We start from the raw sequence: 18,080 nt of genomic DNA, 5'->3' as shown, positions 1-18,080 counted from the left end.
TTATGGCGCAGGCACATGCAAGCACCAAGGAAGGAGATGCGGTCAGCAATGACCCAGCAAAGCAACCAAGCCTTTAACCCCGAATACTTTGAAAATCTATGGAATGGATACGCAGATGAGGACTACGACGTAGTCATCATCGGTGGCGGTTCCGTAGGCGCCGGTGCGGCAGCGGACGCCGCTACCCGTGGCCTCAAGACCGCCGTCATTGAGGCGCGCGACTTCGCCGCAGGTACCTCTTCTCGATCCTCCAAGATGTTCCACGGTGGCCTGCGCTACCTGGCCATGTTTGACTTCCGCCTAGTGGCGGAGTCCCTCAAGGAGCGCGAGCTCAATATGTCCACCCTGGCACCCCACCTAGTGAAGCCGCTGAAGTTCATCTTCCCGCTGACCCACCACGTATGGGAGCGCGTGATGATGTTCGGTGGCTTTACTCTTTATGACCTCATGGGTGGCGCCAAGAGCGTCCCTATGCAAAAGCACCTGACCCGAAAGGGCGTGCTGAAGGTAACCCCGGGTCTGAAAGAGGATGCCATTGTGGGCGGCGTGCGTTACTACGACACCCTGGTTGATGACGCCCGCCACACCATGACCGTGCTGCGTACCGCCGCCGAGTATGGTGCCGATGTTCGCACCAATACCGAGGTCATTGGCTTTGACAAGGACCGCGGGGGCCGCATCGTAGGCGCGAAGGTTCGCGATACCGCTACCGGCCGCGAGACCACCGTGCGCGGCAAGGTCTTTATCAACGCCACCGGCGTGTGGAATGACAAGATTCAAGAGATGGCCGGCGTGGAGGGCAAGTTCACCGTTCACGCCTCGAAGGGCGTGCACATCGTTGTGCCCAAGGATGCGCTTGATGCAGAGGCAGCCCTGTGCTTCGTCACCGAAAAGTCCGTCCTCTTCGTTATCCCATGGGGCGAGTACTGGATCATCGGTACCACCGATACCGATTGGGAAAAGGGTCTCTCCTTGCCGGATCCGGCGCCGACCAAGTCCGATATTGACTACATTCTGGACCAGGTAAACCAGCGCGTACGTCGCCAGATCACCCGCGATGACATCGTGGGTGTTTACTCCGGCCTGCGCCCGCTGCTGTCCGGTAAGTCTGACTCCACCACCAACCTTTCCCGCAACCACGCCGTCGCACGCGTGGCCCCAGGCATGGTCTCTGTCGCCGGCGGTAAGTACACCACGTACCGCGTCATCGGTAAGGACGCCGTGGACCTAGCGGTGAAAGAACTGGGTACCAAGGTCCCAGAGTCCATCACCGAGCAAACCCCGATCCTGGGTGCCGCCGGCTATCACGCCTTGGCCAACCAGGTCCCGTCCTTGGCTCGTCGCTACAACCTGAGCGAGAAGTTCATTGAGCACCTGCTCGGCCGCTATGGCTCCCTGCTGGGTGAGGTTCTGGCACCCGCAGCTGAGGATGCCTCCCTGCTCGAGCCAGTTCCTGGTGCCGAGTCCTACCTGTGGGCCGAGGTCCGCTACGCCGTCACCCACGAGGGTGCATTGCACTTGGAAGACATCCTGTCCCGCCGCCTGCGCATCGCCATCGAGTTCGGCGACCGCGGTGTGAACGCCGCCCCGGCCGTTGCTGATTTTGTAGCACCGCTGCTGGGCTGGAGCGACGCCGACAAGGAGCGCGAGGTATCCCAATTCAAGGCCCACACCCAGGCCGAACTTGAAGCAGAAGCTGCGGTAACTGACCGTGAGGCCAATGACATTGTGGTCCGCGCAGGATCCGCCCGACCCACCCAAAACGAGGTATAAGTTATGACCGGATTTGATGCATTCCTGTGGGAGTTTATCGGCACTGCGTTGCTGCTCCTTCTAGGTAACGGCGTATGTGCGCTGGTAAACCTGCGCACCTCTGGCGCACGCGGTTCCGACTGGGTCGTTATCGCCCTGGGTTGGGGTATGGGTGTCTTCGTCGGTGCCAGTGTGGCCGATCCCACGGGCGGGCACCTTAACCCCGCCGTCACCGTAATGTTGGCCGTCAATGGCTCGCTCGAGTGGTCTCTGGTGCCGTACTACTTCCTGGGCCAGATCCTCGGCGCTATCCTCGGTGCCATCCTGGCATGGGCTGCCTTCAAGCAGCTTTTCGACGCCAATAATTACGACGACGCCGGAAACGTCACCGGCGCCAATAAGGACACGAACGGTATCTTCTTTACCAAGCCGGCACATCCTAAGAACGGCTGGAATGCGGTGACGGAGTTCATCGCTACCTGCGTGCTGTTGATGTTCATCGCCTTCGGCCCCACCGGCGGCGAGCTTGGCCCAATGAGCTACTTTGCCGTTGCTTTCGTTGTGGTGGCGGTTGGCCTGTCCCTGGGTACCCCTACGGGTTATGCCATCAATCCGGTCCGTGACCTGGGCCCGCGAATTGCTTATGCATTCATCTTGCCCATCCAGGACAAAGGCAGCGCGAACTGGGGCTATGCTTGGGTTCCCATCGTGGCCCCATTGGTCGCGGCCGTAGCCGTTGGCCTGTTGTCCGTTGCGCTCTAATTCCATCTTCGTATAGGAGACTAGACACATGACTAACAAGAAATACGTCGCCGCTATCGACCAGGGAACCACGTCGACGCGCTGCATCATCTTTGACCACAACGGCGAGCAGGCTGCCGTTGGCCAGCTCGAGCACGAGCAGATCTTCCCGGAAAAAGGCTGGGTAGAACACGATCCGGAAGAAATCTGGAGCAATACCCGTCGCGCCGTCGGTGAGGCTCTTGCCAATGGCGACATCACCGTGGAAGACATTGACTCGGTAGGTATCACCAACCAGCGTGAGACCACCGTGGTGTGGGATAAGCACACCGGCAAGCCGGTCTATAACGCCATTGTCTGGCAAGATACCCGTACCACCGCCATCTGTAAGGAACTCTCGGGTGAGGAAGGACCAGAAAAGTGGCGCCGCCGCACCGGTCTGATCATCAACTCCTACCCGGCGGGACCGAAGGTGAAGTGGATCCTCGATAACGTCGAAGGTGCCCGCGAGCGTGCTGAGGCAGGCGACCTGCTCTTCGGCACCATCGATAGCTGGCTGCTGTGGAACCTCACCGGCGGCGCCGAGGGCGATGCCGGCCGCGAAGCGCTGCACGCCACCGACGTCACCAACGCCTCCCGCACCCTGCTGATGGACATCGAAAAGCTGGAATGGGATGAGGAACTGTGCAAGGAAATGGGCATCCCGATGTCCATGCTGCCGGAGATCCGCCCGTCCCTGGGTGATTTCCGCACCGTGCGTGAGCGCGGCTCGCTTTCCGGGGTGCCTATCCGCGCCATCCTGGGTGACCAGCAGTCCGCGATGTTCGGCCAGGGTTGCTTCCGCGCAGGTTCCGCAAAGAATACCTACGGAACCGGCCTGTTCCTCCTGCTGAATACGGGTACCACCCCGAAGTTCTCCGAGAACGGCCTGCTGACCACCGTCTGCTTCCAGCGCGAGGGCGAGCGCCCCGTGTACGCGCTTGAGGGTTCTGTATCCATGGGCGGTTCCCTGGTGCAGTGGCTGCGCGATAACCTGCAGATCATTCCCAACGCTGCGTCCATCGAAAACCTCGCGCGCGAGGTTAAGGACAACGGCGGCGTTTATATCGTGCCGGCCTTCTCCGGACTCTTCGCTCCGTATTGGCGCCCGGATGCCCGCGGCGTCATCGTGGGCCTGACCCGCTTCGCTAACCGCAAGCACTTGGCTCGCGCCGTGCTCGAATCCACCGCGTACCAGACGCGCGATGTTGCCGACGCCATGGTGGCGGACTCCGGCGTGGAGATTACCGAGCTGCGCGTGGATGGTGGCATGACCATGAATGAACTGCTGATGCAGTTCCAGTCCGATATCCTCGGCGTGGAAGTACACCGCCCGAAGAATATCGAGACCACCGCCACCGGCGCGGCCTTCGCGGCAGGCTTGGACCATGGCTTCTGGGATGATCTCAGCGTCCTGGGCAGCCAGACCGGAGACATGAAGGTATTCAAGCCGAAGCGCGATAAGGAAGAGGTAGAGGGGCTCTACCGCGACTGGAAGCGCGCAATTAAGCGTTCCCTGGAGTGGGAGGATAATGAGGACGAGGACCTGAACATCTAAGTCCTGACGTAAACTCGCGGGTATGGAGAATTTCCCAGCCCGCGCGCCTCGCCTCATCGCGAGCGATATTGACGGCACCCTGCTGGACCGCAACCACCGTGTCCCGCGTCGCAACCGTGACGCCGTGGCGCGGGCAGTCCAACAGGGTGCTTATTTTGCGCTTTCTACCGGCCGTCCGTTCCGCTGGATTGCCCCGGTGCTGGAGCAGCTGCCCGTGCGGCCGGTATGCGTGACCTCGAATGGCGCTGTGTTGTATGACTCCGCGGAGGATCGGGTGATGTCCGCCCACGAGCTTTCGCCCGCCGCGTTGGCGGAAGTGGTGGACGTGGCCCAGACCGTACTGGGCACCGTGGGCTTTGGCGCGGAGCGGGCTGGGGGCTCGCTTGCCGACGCCGTCGAGGACCTCTTCGTAGTCGAGCGCCACTACTCCGAAAACGCCTTATTTGAAGGCTTTGGCGTAGTCAGTATGGGCGAACTTGTAGGGCAGCCGGCGGTAAAATTCCTCATCCGCAATACCGATTATTCCGCGCCGGAACTCTACGACCTTATTTCCCCGCACATTGATCCAGAATTGGCCCATGTGACCTACTCGATTAATGAGGGCATGTTGGAAGTTGCCGCACCGAAGGTCACCAAGCGTCGCGGCGTGGAATGGCTCGCAGATCATGCAGGCGTGGATCAGGCCGAGGTCATCGCGTTTGGGGATATGCCCAACGATATAGAAATGCTGCAGTGGGCAGGCTGTGGTGTGGCTATGGAAAACGCCCACCCGGAGGTTAAGGCGGCCGCGGATGCGGTCACCGTGGCTAACCACCAGGCGGGCGTCGCTAAGGTGCTAGAGCGCTGGTTCTAGTCGGTGAAGATGTCTACCTTTTCCGTTTCGGTGTTGTAGACAATCTCGCCACCCTGGAACTTCACGCGGATTTCCTTGCCATTCTTTTCCTCGTTGGAGGTAGGCAGGCCGAGCTTGGAGGCATTATCGCCCTCGGACCACTTCTTGGCAATCTCACCCGTAAGCGCCTTGGTGCCGGACTCCTTGGAGGAGAGCACCACGCCATTTTGGAAGAGCTGGTAGAGGATCTTGCCGCCATCGGTGGTATCCGGGCCTCCGACTGCCAGGCCTAGGACTGGGCCGAAGGCATTGAGAACGGAGGTCCAGGATTCCTTCAAGCCCTCGTTGCTGGAGACTTGGACAACCTTGTTGACAATCTCCGGGATATCCCCGGTGGTCAAGTTGCCCGCCACCTTCTGATCGGTATCAGGCTTCTGCAGGCGGTCGTTGGCGATGAGCACCCCGAAGACGGCGGCAGCGATGCCGGCAAGGGCGGAGATAGTGGAGACCGGTACCTCAACATCGCCTAGCGAGGACATGATTTCTTCGCCCGTCTGCTGCGGGGTCTTGGGGGTATTTGGCTTCGGAGACTCTTGCCAGTTCAGGTCCGTGCTGTTCTTGCCGGACTTGATGGCATCCGCCTTGCGCTTGGTATTCTTACGGATTTCATCCCAATGGCGCGTGGTGTACTGACCAGGGCAGGCCGTGTAGTGGAAATCGTTGTGGCCCGCGAAGGCCGGCACGGTGGCCGTGGTTCCTGCAGGGAACTTGGAGCCGTTGAATCCGCCGGAGTACAAGCTGGCCTTGCCCATTGGATCGATGCCAGAAATAGCGGCCTTCCAGCCGGCAATCTCCGCCACGGAGTTGAGCATCTCACGAGACGGCTCTGCTGTCTCGTAGTTGCCAATCATGGAAATGCCCCAGTTATTGGAGTTGAAGCCACCCACGTGGGCGCCCTGTACGGCCTTGTCCAGACCGCCGTAGCGGCCTTCGTAGATGGTGCCGAATTTATCCACCAGCACGTTGTATCCGATATCGCACCAGCCTAGGGTTTGCGCGTGGTACTCGTAGGCGCCGCGAACCTGTGCCGCTGCCTGTGCGCGGGTGTAGTTATTGGTACCCGCGGTGTGGTGCAGGGTCAAGGCTTTCAAGCCATCGTCGTAGGTTGGCTGCTGGCAGCGCTTAGATTCGTCTGCTCCCCAGCCGGCGCGGGTGACTACCTTGGGCATGCCCGCGGTTTCTGCGGTGGGCTCGATGGCTTCGCCTTCTTGGGCGTTGCCGTCGATAAACACGGCGTCGAGATCCGCAACCTGGGTGCGCTCATCGGCCACGGGGGAGATATCGCCGACGTTGTACGCAAGCGGCGCGGGGCGGTTGGCATCTGCGCCCTTGGCAGCCTTGTCCAGGAGGGAGTCTTCCTTCTTGTCGAGGTTGGAACCGGTCACGAGGTCAACGTTGGCCATGGAAACCTGCACATCGTTGGTATCGCCCACGAAGATGAGTTCGGTGCCGTTCTTGCCCTCGGTGTAATTCATTGCATCCATGGGCAGCCACTCGCTCCAGGAACCGTCCTGCTGCTTGGAGCGGACGAAGGAGTTGATATCTCGCTTGCCCTCCCAGGTGACGGCGAACATGTTGAAGGTTTCGTCGCGGTGGAACTGCTTGACCGCGCGGCGGCTTTCGCCGTCGCCCTGAGCGGCTACGGCTGGGTCATCGACGACGATGGATTCGCCGTCACTGAAGCTAGAGGAGGAATTTTTGACCTCAATGGGACCGCCGTTGCCGGAGTCTTGGGTCTTGAGAACTTGCTGTCCGCCGAATGCGGCCGTCACGGCGAGCGCGATGGAGGTGACCGCCGCGATGACGGGGGTAGACCATTTTGACCTAGTGGGTACTAGTCGACGTCGTTGTTGCACTGTTATCTCCCTAGGGTTGTGCAGCTGTAAAAACGGTTGCCAAAAGTTAAGAGTTGATAGTGATGGTACGTTTGTGACTTCTGTGAAATCTGTTCCGACACGCCGATGCGCCGTGTCAGCTGCCGTAGTGCAATAAAGTGGAGGCCATGACTTCTTATGACCTCATCGTTGTTGGCTCTGGATTTTTTGGTCTAACGGTTGCCGAGCGCGCCGCTAGCCAGCTGGATAAGAAGGTGCTCATTGTGGAGCGCCGCAATCACCTCGGCGGCAATGCCTACTCCGAGGCCGAACCCACCACCGGAATCGAGGTGCACAAGTACGGCGCGCACCTCTTCCACACCTCTAATAAGCGCGTGTGGGATTACTGCAATAAGTTCACCGATTTCACCGACTACCAGCACCGCGTCTTTGCCATGCACGATGGCACCGCCTACCAATTCCCGATGGGCCTGGGTCTTATCAACCAGTTCTTCGGCCGCTACTACTCCCCGCATGAGGCCCGCCAGCTCATTAAGGATCAGGCCGGCGAATTCTCCCCGGAAGAGGCGCAAAACCTGGAGGAGAAGGCCATCTCGCTCATCGGTCGCCCGCTGTATGAGGCCTTCATCCGCGATTACACCGCAAAGCAGTGGCAGACCGATCCGAAGGAGCTGCCGGCCGCGAATATCACCCGCCTGCCGGTGCGCTATACCTTCAATAACCGCTACTTCAACGACACCTATGAGGGCCTGCCGGTCGACGGCTACGCGGCATGGCTAGAAAACATGGCTGACCACGACAATATTGAGGTCCGCCTGGATACCGATTGGTTCGAGGTGCGCGAAGAGTTGCGCGCCGAGTCCCCAGATGCGCCCGTGGTCTACACCGGCCCACTGGATCGCTACTTTGATTTTGCCGAGGGCGAGCTGGGTTGGCGCACCCTCGACTTTGACTTGGAGGTGCTGGATACCGGCGACTTCCAGGGCACCCCGGTGATGAACTACAACGATGCGGACGTGGACTATACCCGCATCCATGAGTTCCGCCACTTCCACCCGGAGCGCAAGGATAAGTACCCGAAGGATAAGACGGTCATCATGAAGGAGTATTCGCGCTTTGCCGATAAGGGCGATGAGCCGTACTACCCAATCAATACCCCAGAGGATCGCACCAAGCTGGAGGCCTACCGTAAGCTCGCCGCCCAGGAGTCGAAGGATAATAAGGTTCTCTTCGGTGGCCGCCTGGGTACCTACCAGTACCTGGATATGCACATGGCTATCGGTTCAGCGCTGTCCATGTTTGATAATAAGCTTGCGCCCTTCTGGAACGAGGGCAAGGCTATTGAGCAGGAGCGTGGCCACTAAGCGCTATGCTTGATCACCTCTGAGGAAAGGAGGTGACGGTATGGCTGACCGCCGCATGTGGAAAATGTCGCCAGAGCGGCTGCAGGAGCACCTGAAATTGCGTAGCCGCGCATCGCGCATTCCCGATAAAAAGAAGGAACAGTCCAAGAAGGCCTGCCGGAACACCCGGCGGGCCTTTCCGCTTTCTTGGTGCAGAAAACTATTGGGTTATTCCCAACCGTTTGACTTAACCCAACGTTAACTATTAAAGTTAACGGTAGGTTAACAATTAGCAAACGGGACAATAATCCGAGAAAGGGGATAACAATGAACCAGTTTGAAACCCTGCGCCAGGATCTGCACGAGAACTACGGCCACGACTACACGGCCGCGGAAATCGATGCCAAGCTCGATGAGGTTATTGCCAAGCACACCAACAAGGCGGAGCTCGATGAATTCGTGCCGCTTTTGGTGGAGCGTGAGGTGCGCGATTACTTCGGTGCTCACCGCCTGCACGTACGTTTTGCCGCCGGTACCAATAATGCGCTGGCCCAAGCCGCAGCGGAACTGACCCGCAAGCACGCCGGCGAAGCCCTCTTTGTAGATACCGCCGTTGCTCACCCAGAAAACGAAGCGGAAGGCCACCTTGCCCACGTCATGAACGAGCGCGGCATGGGTGAGGCCCCGAATAAGTACCTCGATGAGGTGCGTACGGTAGCGATGCCGGATTACATCGTGTTCATGGGCCGCGAGGTAGAACGCGATGAGGCGGGCAAGGACATCAAAATTTGGGATATTCCTGCCGCGGATACCGTGGAGGAGGCGCGCGAATTGGCTGATGACCTCGAAGCCCGCGTACTCTACATGCTCAACAAGCTGGGCATCGATCCGGTAACCGAGCCGGTCAACGCCTAGAAGCGGTACGGGTTGGGCAGCTGGGAGGAGACGTTATTATTGGCCACCCAGAAGCCCGCAAACCTATAGGGCATGTAGTGCGTGCCCATGCCGGGGCGCCATTCCGGCGTGCCCAGGAGTGGGGGAGTTTTGCGGTCGCGCTGCGGATATAGCCGTTCTGGCAGCGCGCCCACCATGGGGTGGTAGTCCTCGAGGACGCGAGCGAAGGCGGAATCGAAGTCTTCCCGCGACAAATCCTGGGACAGGTCATTAATGCGCTGCGTTATCTGGCGCAAGCTGGCGTTGTCGGGCTGGCGGGAGAGGGCCGCTTGGGCGTCGCCAAGCAGCCATTGCACCTCGCCCGCGCGCACCGCAGTATCGCCGGCGCAGAAATTTTCTAGGGAATCTATCTGTGCTGCGGCCGTATTGATCTGCTTAAGCGCTTTGTATGCCTCCTTGATGGAGACGGCGTGCAGGGAATAGTCCTGGATGTTTTCCAGCGCCTTCAGTGTTGGCCGCGCATCGGTGTACTGATTGACCAGAGAGCGCCACTGTACCTTCAGGTAGTCGCCCGCCAAGGGGGAATGCAGGGCGTCAATCCGTGCCTCCGTGCGCTTGATGAGTTCCTCAGCCCCGTCGCGAGCGCCCTTAATATAATCGAAGCGCTTGCGCACTCGGGCGCGGCGGATGAACAAGTAGGTAATGAGGCCGACCACGCCCAGAACCACGAGCACCACAGTGGCTGCGATGAACACGGACCACGTGGGCACATCCTGCGTATTTTGCCGGCGCACGGTGGTATCCGCGGCGGCGCGCGTCGCCAGGATCATGCCGACGGTATAGTCATCGTCCGCCAGCGCCGGCCGCATCTGGTCCAAGATGCCGTCCATGCGGCCCTCGTCATAAATCTTGATGTCCTGGCACACCTCTGTGCCGCAGTGCACAGCCATACTATTGGGCTCAAAACCTACCGCGATGACGAGCACATTTTTCTGTAACCCACTTCCGTTGATGAAATGTGGATGCTCGCGGTCCAAGTCATGGAACAGAGTCCGGGAAAATTCCTCGCCCGAGTTCGGATACGTAGCGTAGACGACCTCGTGCACGGAATCCGGCAAATGCATGGACTGTGCTTGCGATTTGATGGCGTCTTCGTCCGAATTGCTGAGGATTTCGGCGTGGTCCAGAAACTCCACCGCGGGTTTTTCCTCTGCGATAGCGGCGGGGGCGCTGGCTACAGCGAGAAGACCTACTGCTGCCGCGCAAGGAACCCATCTCATGATGTTCCATCATACGGGCTCCGCGTGTAAACCGTAGTACTTATGCAAAAGCAACTACGCTAAATCGCTGACTACTGTTTATACCGTTTGGAGAATCGAAGCTATCGTGACTGCCAACAACACTCAGGCCCATGAGCCCCTGCAGCGCATCCTGCTGCCTAAGCGCGGCGAGCCCTTTGATGTGCGGATGCTCTACCTCATCGAGGCCGAGCAAAACCGCGAACGCCTCAGCTGGTTTAACCGCACGTCCGTCACCATTCCCGCCGGCGAGGAAGCATCTTTTGAAACCTACTTCAACGCCTTCCCAGCTTCCTACTGGCGACGCTGGTCCCAGCTGCGCTCCGTGATCCTCAGCCTGGACATTGAGGGTCAAGCAAATATTTCCCTCTACCGCTCCAAGCAGGATGGCCAGCGCATTTCCGTGGCCAACCACCTGGTAGGCACCGGCCACCACGAGTTTGAGCTGCCGCTTAAAAACTTCGAGGACGGCGGCTGGCTGTGGTTCGATATCACCACCGAGCAGGAAACCACGCTTGCCGACGCCGCCTGGTGCTCCCCCCACGCCCCTGGCCCACAGCTGCTGCCGGACGGCACCGAACAACCGGCGCAGGACAAGCGCGTAGCGGTCGGCATTCCTACCTTTAACCGCCCGACCGATGCCGTGGCAGCACTCCAAGCACTGGCCGAGGACCCAGTGGTAGACGAGATCATCGACTTCGTCCTCATGCCGGATCAAGGCAACCAGCACCCGGCCGATGAGCCGGGTTACGACGAGGCGGTGGCCCACTTTGGTGAGCGCTTCCGCGAATTCCGCCAGGGTAACCTGGGCGGCTCTGGCGGCTACTCCCGCATCATGTACGAGGCGCTGGAAAATACCGATTCGCCCTTCATCCTGTACATGGACGATGACATCGCCATTGAGCCGGACTCCGTGCTGCGTGCGGTTCAGGCGGCCCGCTACGCCGCCAAGCCCATTGTCGTCGGCGGCCAGATGCTCAACCTGCAGGAGCGCTCCCAGCTGCGCACTACCGGCGAGCAGGTTAACCGTGCCGATTTCATGTGGGGCGCGGCGCCGCACGCCGTCTACGACCACGACTTTGCCAAGTACCCGCTGCGCGCCATCGGCACCCGCGAGACTCACTTGGATCCCAAGAAGTACGATTCCCGCGCGCTGCATCGCCGCGTTGACGTGGAATACAACGGCTGGTGGATGTGCCTCTTCCCGCGCATCGTGGCAGAAACCAACGGCCAGCCATTGCCGCTGTTTATCAAGTGGGACGATACCGAGTACTCCCTGCGAGCAGCGCGCAATGGCTTCCCCACGGTGACCTGGCCGGGTGCCGCCATCTGGCACATGGCCTGGGCCGATAAGGACGATGCCATTGACTGGCAGGCCTACTTCCACCTACGCAACCGCCTTATCGTGGCCGCGATGTACCACGAGGGACCGGTCAAGGGCATTACCAAGTCCATCTTTAAGTCCACCCTCAAGCACACCATGTGCATGGAATACTCCACCATGGCCATCCAGATTGAGGCTATGCGAGACTTCCTGGCCGGGCCGGACCATCTCTTCGACATCCTGGAGTCTTCGCTGCCGCGCATCGCGCAGATCCGCAAGAACTACTCCGATGCCGTCATCCTGGAATCCGCCGATGAGCTCCCGGCTCCCACCGGCGCGCCGGGCGTGCCCACCCGCAATATCGGCGGCCGCCTGGCCAAGATCAAGAAGATCCCGTGGGCCATCAAGGGCCTCAAGCATCTCGTCAGCAAGGAAGACGCTGCGCACCATGAGGCGCCGCAGCTCAACCTCACCCCGGACGAGGCCCGCTGGTTCACCTTGTCCCGCGTAGATTCGGCCACCGTGTCCACCGCGGGTGGCACCGGCGTGGCCTTCCGCAAGCGTGATCGCGATCTGGCCAAGGACCTCGTGACCCAGACCCGCGAATTGCTGAAAGAAATCGAAGAGAACTTCGACGACCTGCGCGCCGAATACCGCGCGGCCCAGCCGGAGCTGACCTCGCGCGAGTCGTGGAAGAAGGTCTTCGATGCCCAATAAGCTTTCCGTAGCCGAATCGCGCGTCCTCGAGTCCATCCAGGGTGCGGCCTTCGACGTGCCCGGCGTGCTTCCCACCGCCCGCGGGCTTAGCCACTGGGGCGAGCATGCCTTAGGTTGGATGGGCAGCGCTGCGGTAGGGGCGGGCATCGACAAGCGCCGCCGCGAAGGCTGGGTCCGTGTTGGGGCCGCCGCCTTCCTCGCGCACGCCGCCAGTGTGGTGCTCAAGCGCATCGTGCGCCGCAAGCGCCCGGATTATCCGTACGTGCGCGTGGGGGTAAAGACGCCCTCCACATTGTCTTTCCCTAGCTCGCACGCGACTTCGACCACCGCATTCCTGGTGGCGGTAAGCCGCCTTACCGGCCGCAAGGCGCCCCTTCTCGGCGTGCCGGTAATGATGGCATCGCGTATGGTGCTCGGAGTGCACTATCCAACAGATACGGCCGTGGGTGCGGCCATCGGCGCTGCTACCGCGGAGGTCGTGATGAAAGGAATGAAGCATGAGTGATGATGGAAACCAGCACTTTTTCCATTCGGAACCGCACACCTCCGGCGTAGATACCGGCCGCAAGCGCAAGCCGCCGAAGAACCTTGCCGATGGCATGATTAAGGCCCTGCGCCCCAAGCAGTGGGTCAAAAACGTCTTGGTGCTGGCCGCCCCCGCCGCGGCCGGCGCCGATGCGTTATTCCACAGCCGCGTGCTTCTCGACGTCCTCTTGGCCTTCGTCGTCTTTTGCCTCGGCGCTTCCTCCATCTACCTGATTAACGATGCGAAGGACTGGCGCGAGGACCAAGAGCATCCGACCAAGCGCTTCCGCCCGATTGCCTCGGGCGTGCTGCCGATTAAGCTCGCCTATGTCATGGCCGTGGTGCTCATCGGCCTGTCCATCGGCCTGTCTTTCCTTGCCACTGCTGGGCCGCAGCTGGCTATCGTGATGGCGATTTATATCGCGTTGCAGTTGGGCTATTGCTTTGGCTGGAAGCATATGCCGGTGATCGATATTGCCCTGGTGTCCTCCGGCTTCATGCTGCGCACCATGGCCGGTGGCGTAGCCGCAGGCATCGAGCTATCCCAGTGGTTCCTGCTGGTGGCGGCCTTCGGCTCGCTGTTTATGGCCTCCGGCAAGCGCTACTCGGAGATCCTGTTGGTAGAACAGACCGGCGCGAAAATCCGCAAGTCCCTGGAGGGGTATACGCCCACTTACCTGCGTTTCGTGTGGACCCTAGCCGCCACCGCGGTGGTCATCTGCTACACCTTGTGGGGCTTCGAACTCGCAAACGGCGCCCAGACCGGTGGCGTGTGGTACCAGATTTCCATGGTGCCGTTTACCATCGCCATCCTCCGCTATGCGGCCGACGTGGACCGCGGCCAGGGCGGCGCGCCGGACGAAATTGCACTGGAGGACCGCACTTTGCAGGTTCTCGCCTTGGCTTGGCTCGCCTGCATTGCCATGGCGGTCTATATCACGCCGTTGTTCTAGACACAGCGGAATCGATATAGAAATTTACTGCGGGGCTGATAAACTTTCTCCCCGTGCTTAACACCGACCACAAGAGTATCGCCCGCTGGAGTGCCCCGGCGGCCGTTCTTGTGATCGGTGTTTTATCTTTCTGGGGCGGCTTCGCGCGGCGCTGGATTTCCGATGACGGCCTCATCGTCCTGCGCACCGTGCGCAACCTTGAAGCCGGAAACGGGCCCGTGTTCAATATGGGCGAGCGTGTAGAGGCCAATACCTCCACGCTGTGGCAGTACCTCATCTTCCTCGTGCGCTGGATTTCCCATGCAAATCTGGAAGGCATCGCCATTTACTTGGGCCTCTTCTTGGCGGTAGCAGCAATGGTTGTCGGCACGGGGGCGTCGGCAAGCGTGCGCTCTGGAGCCGTCCTTCCGGCCGGCGCACTTGTGTATTTGGCCCTGCCACCAGCCCGCGACTTCTTTACCTCCGGCCTGGAATGGGGCCTGTGCATCTTCTACCTTGCGGTGCTGTGGTGGCTGTTGCTGCGGTGGTCGCGCCCGCGCCGCCACTCCGGGAGTAATAGCGAAGCCTATTGGCTCGCCTTCTGGGCTGGGCTGTCCTGGCTGGTGCGCCCGGAGCTCGCCCTGTATGGCGGCCTGGTGGGAATCGTGCTGCTCGTATCCCACCGCTGGTGGAAGATTCTTGCCGTCGCAGTGCCGCTGCCGTTGGCCTATGAGATTTTCCGCATGGGTTACTACGGCCTGTTGACCCCGCACACGGCCGTGGCCAAGTCCGCGGCGGGTTCCGAATGGGGTAAGGGCTTTACCTACCTGGCGGACTTTGCTGGACCGTACTGGCTCTTCCTGCCGCTCATCGTGCTTGCCATTGCAGGTCTGTGGAAGGCGGACCTGCGCCCCGCCGCTCTGCGCTCCACCGCCACTGCCACGTATCTTTTTGCGGGTGCGGCGCTCTTCCATACGCTTTACGTCTTGCGTGTGGGCGGAGACTTTATGCACGGCCGCATGCTGCTGCTGCCACTTTTTGCGTTTCTGCTTCCAATCTTTGTCGTTAGCGTACGCATGTGGATCGTCTCCGTCCTCTGCGCGGTGTGGGCGCTGGTTATCGTTCTACGCGGCCATCCGGTGGATCGCAGCGTCTATGCGGATGAAATTTCCATCGTGGACGAGCGCGATTTCTGGACCTATACCACCCAGCGCCAGGATCCCCCTATACGGGCCGAAGAGTTCCTCGGCGCCAAGTTTATGGAGGACTACCAAGAGGGCATCGACGAGCTAGAGGCCGGCGACGCCATGACCTTCCGCTATATCAAGGGCGAAGATAGGTTCTCGTGGACGGCCACGCCTGCGGACCCTTCGCGCACCGATCCGCCGACCGTTTACCTGATCAATTTGGGCATGTCTTCCATGAATGCGCCGCTGGATATTCGCGTGCTGGACAATATCGGCCTCAGCAATCCCTTGGCGGCGCGCCAGCCGCGCATCGTGGGCGGGCGCATTGGGCACGACAAGAGCTTGGATATGTCGTGGCAGGTGGCAGATTCCGCGGCCGATATCGACGAGATCCCGGCGTGGATTGATAAGCACGAGGCGGCCAAGGCTCGCGCCGCGCTTGGCGACGCCGATTTTCAGAAACTCTTCGCCACATACAGGGAACCCCTAACTTGGGACCGTTTCTGGAAAAATATTAAATTCTCCCTGACCGATGGCCGGACCCTCACTTTTTCTTCTAATCCCTCTGACTACCTGCGTTAATCCCTTTAAATGCAGACTTTAGGGGCAACCTAAGTTACACTATTCTGTGATATTGTTATCGATCCGTGACGTTAACGGTATACAGGTTCCGGACGATAGAACTTAGTGACAATCACCGAGTAGTTTGAAGGAGAAAGATGACTGCATCCATCAAGGGTCGCGTCCTTTCAGTCATCATGGCAGTTGCCGTAGCTTTGGGCCTGGCCGTCGTGGCAGGGTCCCAGCCGGCAGAGGCAGCCAACCGCGACTGGCTGCGCCGTGACGCCACTGGTACGTGTGAGTGGGACAAGGTCGGCTGGTGGGTCCAGCGTTGCGACGTATGGTCCCAGGCAATGGGCCGCACCATTCCGGTGCAGGTTCAGCCGGCAAAGCGTGGCGGCAATGCTGCCCTTTACCTGCTGGATGGCCTGCGCGCTACCAATCGCACCAACGCGTGGGTAAACGACGTCAATGCTGCCAAGACCTACGAGCCGCATAACATCACCCTCGCTATGCCCGTCGGTGGTGCCGCTTCCTTCTACGCTGACTGGCAGGGTCCTGCTACCTACGACCTGGAAAATCCGGTCAACTACAAGTGGGAGACCTTCCTGACCAGCGAGCTCCCTGGCTACTTGGAGCGTAACTTCGGTGTTGCCCGCAACAATAACTCCATTGCTGGCCTGTCCATGGGCGCCGGTGCCGCTCTGACCCTCGCCGCAAAGCACCCGAACCAGTTCCGCCAGGCAATGTCCTACTCCGGCTTCCTGACCACCACGGTTCCCGGTGCTCAGACCATGATGCGCTTTGCCATGCTGGATGCGGGCGGATTCAACATCAACGCTATGTACGGTTCCTTGTTTAATCCGAAGCGTTTCCAGAACGATCCGCTGCTGCTTATCCCGCGTCTGCGCAATACCAACCTGTACATCTCCGCTGCCTCTGGCGTCCCAGGTGCTGGCGATGGTCACTACCTGCCGGAGCACCAGGCCGCCGGTGCTGCACTCGAGTTCGGCTCCAATATCACCACCCGCGTGTGGGAGGGCGCTGCTCGCCTGCAGGGCCTGAACCCGACCGTGGACTACCCGGCACAGGGTCTGCACAACTGGGAGCAGTTTGGCTACCAGCTCAACCGCTCTAAGCCACAGGTGCTTAACGTCATGAACGCTTGGTAATTCTTGCGGCCGAATCCCCTTTCTCACGGAAAGGGGATTTTCTTTTGCGGGTCGTATCGAACAAATATGCGCCTAGCTATTGCGGGTGTCTCGGTGTTGCGCTAATCTAGGGGTGTCAGTTCGATTGGGTGTGCGAATTTATTTAGAGGGGGAGCTTTTGTGACTACTGCTACCGCACCACCAAAACAGGCGTATTTTTCTACCAATGACATGGAAGACACCGTGTGTGTCATGGCCATGGTGCAAAGAATTCAATCATGGCAACTGTTCCAGGCAGTGTTGCCACAGTTGGAAGACGACGTTGATTGCACACTGGCTGTATTGTCCAAGAAACTCGGTCTTTCGCGATGGCGGGTGTCGAGTGCAATCCAAGCCCATTTTCGGATGCGCGAACTGCCGCTTACTACCGCAGTACAAACAGAACATTGGATTTTGGACCTTCCGCGACTCCAAGTTATTGACGTGGAATTGCGCCCCCTCGGCGGGGATGAAGCGCAGATCCAACTGGTTGATGCGGCCTTGGCAGATTTTCTCACGCCCAAAGACCCAGGACAGCACGTACCGACGGAACCGGAAATCCGAAATTTCCTGCGCGGATTCATTGATGGGCTGCTGAAGCCGGATTTGTCGGCGCAAATCGAGCGCGCGGTGTCGGTGTCCTATTCGGGTGGACAAGCCACCATCGTGTTGAAGACAGATAAGGCCACTGCGGCGGCGATTTCCCGGCATGTTGATAAAGCGGCAGCAGAAGACGGAGTTTCAAAGGCGGAAGCGCTGGAAAATCTGATCTTTAACCGCACTAGTACCAAGGTGGTGATTAACACCTATCGCACCGGCGAGGATCCTTCCCGCGTCTTTATTCCTAGCGCAGGATGGTGCGATCTGGGGGAGGAGTTAGCACATGACTCTGCAGTGCAAACTCTTACCGCCGAGGACGTCAAAAAGTATGTTCCCTCAGACGAAATCCGTGCCTGGGTACAGGGGCGGGACGCGACCTGCCGGTGGCCGGGGTGTTCAATGCCAGCGCACTATTGCCAACTGGATCACCGAGTGGAGTACGGCGACAAAGGGCCTACCAGTGTGGGAAATCTGGTGAGCCTTTGTCAGCATCACCATAACGTGAAGACGGATGGTCGGGTGAGATACATCATGGACCCGTTTACCGGCGATATTGTCTGGATGTTTGAGGATGGCACTTATGAGGTGGACCGAGCGGCAGGTCCTCTGGCGCCCCGGAATATTCATTGGAAGCTGACGTGGGAGCGATTCCTCAAGCTCAGGAGGGGCTCATTGCAAGGTATGTGAGTTGG

Annotated in this window: 15 protein-coding genes; 13 read left to right on the top strand and 2 right to left on the bottom strand. The window is 59.8% G+C overall.

Annotation, left to right across the window (positions count from 1 at the left end; translation table 11 throughout):
* Positions 1-48: 48 nt before the first annotated feature.
* The 4 genes from ACKFRX_RS11685 to ACKFRX_RS11670 are packed head-to-tail and all read left to right on the top strand — an operon-like array spanning position 49 to position 4,943.
* Positions 49-1,773, top strand: coding sequence for a glycerol-3-phosphate dehydrogenase/oxidase (locus ACKFRX_RS11685; protein ID WP_408927929.1), 1,725 nt, complete (start codon positions 49-51; stop codon positions 1,771-1,773).
* Positions 1,774-1,776: 3 nt separating this feature from the next.
* Positions 1,777-2,514, top strand: coding sequence for an MIP/aquaporin family protein (locus tag ACKFRX_RS11680; RefSeq protein WP_005327044.1), 738 nt, complete (start codon positions 1,777-1,779; stop codon positions 2,512-2,514).
* Between the two features lie 28 nt (positions 2,515-2,542).
* Complete coding sequence (gene glpK, locus ACKFRX_RS11675) at positions 2,543-4,090, top strand: glycerol kinase GlpK (protein ID WP_408927928.1); 1,548 nt, start codon at positions 2,543-2,545, stop codon at positions 4,088-4,090.
* A 22-nt stretch (positions 4,091-4,112) separates the two neighbouring features.
* On the top strand, positions 4,113-4,943 hold the full coding sequence (locus ACKFRX_RS11670; protein ID WP_316971391.1) for an HAD family hydrolase: 831 nt from the start codon (positions 4,113-4,115) through the stop codon (positions 4,941-4,943).
* Here the strand turns inward: ACKFRX_RS11670 and ACKFRX_RS11665 are convergent.
* A complete protein-coding gene (locus tag ACKFRX_RS11665; RefSeq protein WP_408927927.1) occupies positions 4,940-6,838 on the bottom strand; it encodes an N-acetylmuramoyl-L-alanine amidase in 1,899 nt (632 codons plus the stop codon). The two genes, ACKFRX_RS11670 and ACKFRX_RS11665, sit on opposite strands and share 4 nt — an antisense overlap.
* 146 nt (positions 6,839-6,984) lie before the next feature.
* Between ACKFRX_RS11665 and glf the strand changes: the two genes are divergently transcribed.
* From glf to ACKFRX_RS11650, 3 genes are all read left to right on the top strand, one after another.
* Positions 6,985-8,181 carry a UDP-galactopyranose mutase gene (gene glf, locus ACKFRX_RS11660; RefSeq protein WP_408927926.1) on the top strand — a complete coding sequence of 399 codons (1,197 nt, stop codon included), beginning with the start codon at positions 6,985-6,987 and terminating at the stop codon, positions 8,179-8,181.
* A gap of 40 nt (positions 8,182-8,221) precedes the next feature.
* On the top strand, positions 8,222-8,422 hold the full coding sequence (locus tag ACKFRX_RS11655) for a DEAD/DEAH box helicase (protein ID WP_200288542.1): 201 nt from the start codon (positions 8,222-8,224) through the stop codon (positions 8,420-8,422).
* A gap of 65 nt (positions 8,423-8,487) precedes the next feature.
* Complete coding sequence (locus tag ACKFRX_RS11650) at positions 8,488-9,075, top strand: three-helix bundle dimerization domain-containing protein (protein ID WP_408927925.1); 588 nt, start codon at positions 8,488-8,490, stop codon at positions 9,073-9,075.
* Here the strand turns inward: ACKFRX_RS11650 and ACKFRX_RS11645 are convergent.
* The gene (locus ACKFRX_RS11645; protein WP_408927924.1) at positions 9,072-10,334 is read right to left on the bottom strand and encodes a hypothetical protein; all 1,263 of its coding nucleotides are present in this window, start codon (positions 10,332-10,334) and stop codon (positions 9,072-9,074) included. The genes ACKFRX_RS11650 and ACKFRX_RS11645 overlap by 4 nt on opposite strands.
* 106 nt (positions 10,335-10,440) lie before the next feature.
* Between ACKFRX_RS11645 and ACKFRX_RS11640 the strand changes: the two genes are divergently transcribed.
* The 6 genes from ACKFRX_RS11640 (at position 10,441) to ACKFRX_RS11615 (ending at position 18,075) form a co-directional block, all read left to right on the top strand.
* On the top strand, positions 10,441-12,393 hold the full coding sequence (locus ACKFRX_RS11640) for a glycosyltransferase (RefSeq protein ID WP_408927923.1): 1,953 nt from the start codon (positions 10,441-10,443) through the stop codon (positions 12,391-12,393).
* Entirely contained in the window at positions 12,383-12,898 is a 516-nt protein-coding gene (locus ACKFRX_RS11635) for a phosphatase PAP2 family protein (protein WP_005325407.1), read from the top strand. The genes ACKFRX_RS11640 and ACKFRX_RS11635 overlap by 11 nt, the downstream gene beginning before the upstream one ends.
* Positions 12,891-13,871: a decaprenyl-phosphate phosphoribosyltransferase gene (locus tag ACKFRX_RS11630; RefSeq protein ID WP_408927922.1), complete on the top strand. Its 981-nt coding sequence runs from the start codon at positions 12,891-12,893 to the stop codon at positions 13,869-13,871. The genes ACKFRX_RS11635 and ACKFRX_RS11630 overlap by 8 nt, the downstream gene beginning before the upstream one ends.
* Before the next feature lie 53 nt (positions 13,872-13,924).
* The gene (locus ACKFRX_RS11625; RefSeq protein WP_408927921.1) at positions 13,925-15,619 is read left to right on the top strand and encodes a hypothetical protein; all 1,695 of its coding nucleotides are present in this window, start codon (positions 13,925-13,927) and stop codon (positions 15,617-15,619) included.
* Between the two features lie 137 nt (positions 15,620-15,756).
* Positions 15,757-16,770: an alpha/beta hydrolase gene (locus tag ACKFRX_RS11620; RefSeq protein ID WP_408927920.1), complete on the top strand. Its 1,014-nt coding sequence runs from the start codon at positions 15,757-15,759 to the stop codon at positions 16,768-16,770.
* Positions 16,771-16,929: 159 nt separating this feature from the next.
* Positions 16,930-18,075, top strand: a complete 1,146-nt coding sequence (locus ACKFRX_RS11615) for an HNH endonuclease signature motif containing protein (protein WP_408927919.1) — start codon at positions 16,930-16,932, stop codon at positions 18,073-18,075.
* The last annotated feature ends 5 nt before the right edge of the window (positions 18,076-18,080 follow it).

The organism is Corynebacterium tuberculostearicum (genome assembly GCF_046097465.1).
GTDB classification, from domain to species: domain Bacteria; phylum Actinomycetota; class Actinomycetes; order Mycobacteriales; family Mycobacteriaceae; genus Corynebacterium; species Corynebacterium tuberculostearicum_I.
This window is presented reverse-complemented; position numbering and strand designations above follow the sequence as displayed.

Bases quoted from the DNA above. Each gene is read 5' to 3' on its own strand.
- ACKFRX_RS11685 (WP_408927929.1), top strand. From the start codon at position 49: ATGACCCAGCAAAGCAACCAAGCCTTTAACCCCGAATACTTTGAAAAT.
- ACKFRX_RS11680 (WP_005327044.1), top strand. From the start codon at position 1,777: ATGACCGGATTTGATGCATTCCTGTGGGAGTTTATCGGCACTGCGTTG.
- glpK (WP_408927928.1), top strand. From the start codon at position 2,543: ATGACTAACAAGAAATACGTCGCCGCTATCGACCAGGGAACCACGTCG.
- ACKFRX_RS11670 (WP_316971391.1), top strand. From the start codon at position 4,113: ATGGAGAATTTCCCAGCCCGCGCGCCTCGCCTCATCGCGAGCGATATT.
- glf (WP_408927926.1), top strand. From the start codon at position 6,985: ATGACTTCTTATGACCTCATCGTTGTTGGCTCTGGATTTTTTGGTCTA.
- ACKFRX_RS11655 (WP_200288542.1), top strand. From the start codon at position 8,222: ATGGCTGACCGCCGCATGTGGAAAATGTCGCCAGAGCGGCTGCAGGAG.
- ACKFRX_RS11650 (WP_408927925.1), top strand. From the start codon at position 8,488: ATGAACCAGTTTGAAACCCTGCGCCAGGATCTGCACGAGAACTACGGC.
- ACKFRX_RS11645 (WP_408927924.1), bottom strand. From the start codon at position 10,334: ATGAGATGGGTTCCTTGCGCGGCAGCAGTAGGTCTTCTCGCTGTAGCC.
- ACKFRX_RS11635 (WP_005325407.1), top strand. From the start codon at position 12,383: ATGCCCAATAAGCTTTCCGTAGCCGAATCGCGCGTCCTCGAGTCCATC.
- ACKFRX_RS11630 (WP_408927922.1), top strand. From the start codon at position 12,891: ATGAGTGATGATGGAAACCAGCACTTTTTCCATTCGGAACCGCACACC.
- ACKFRX_RS11620 (WP_408927920.1), top strand. From the start codon at position 15,757: ATGACTGCATCCATCAAGGGTCGCGTCCTTTCAGTCATCATGGCAGTT.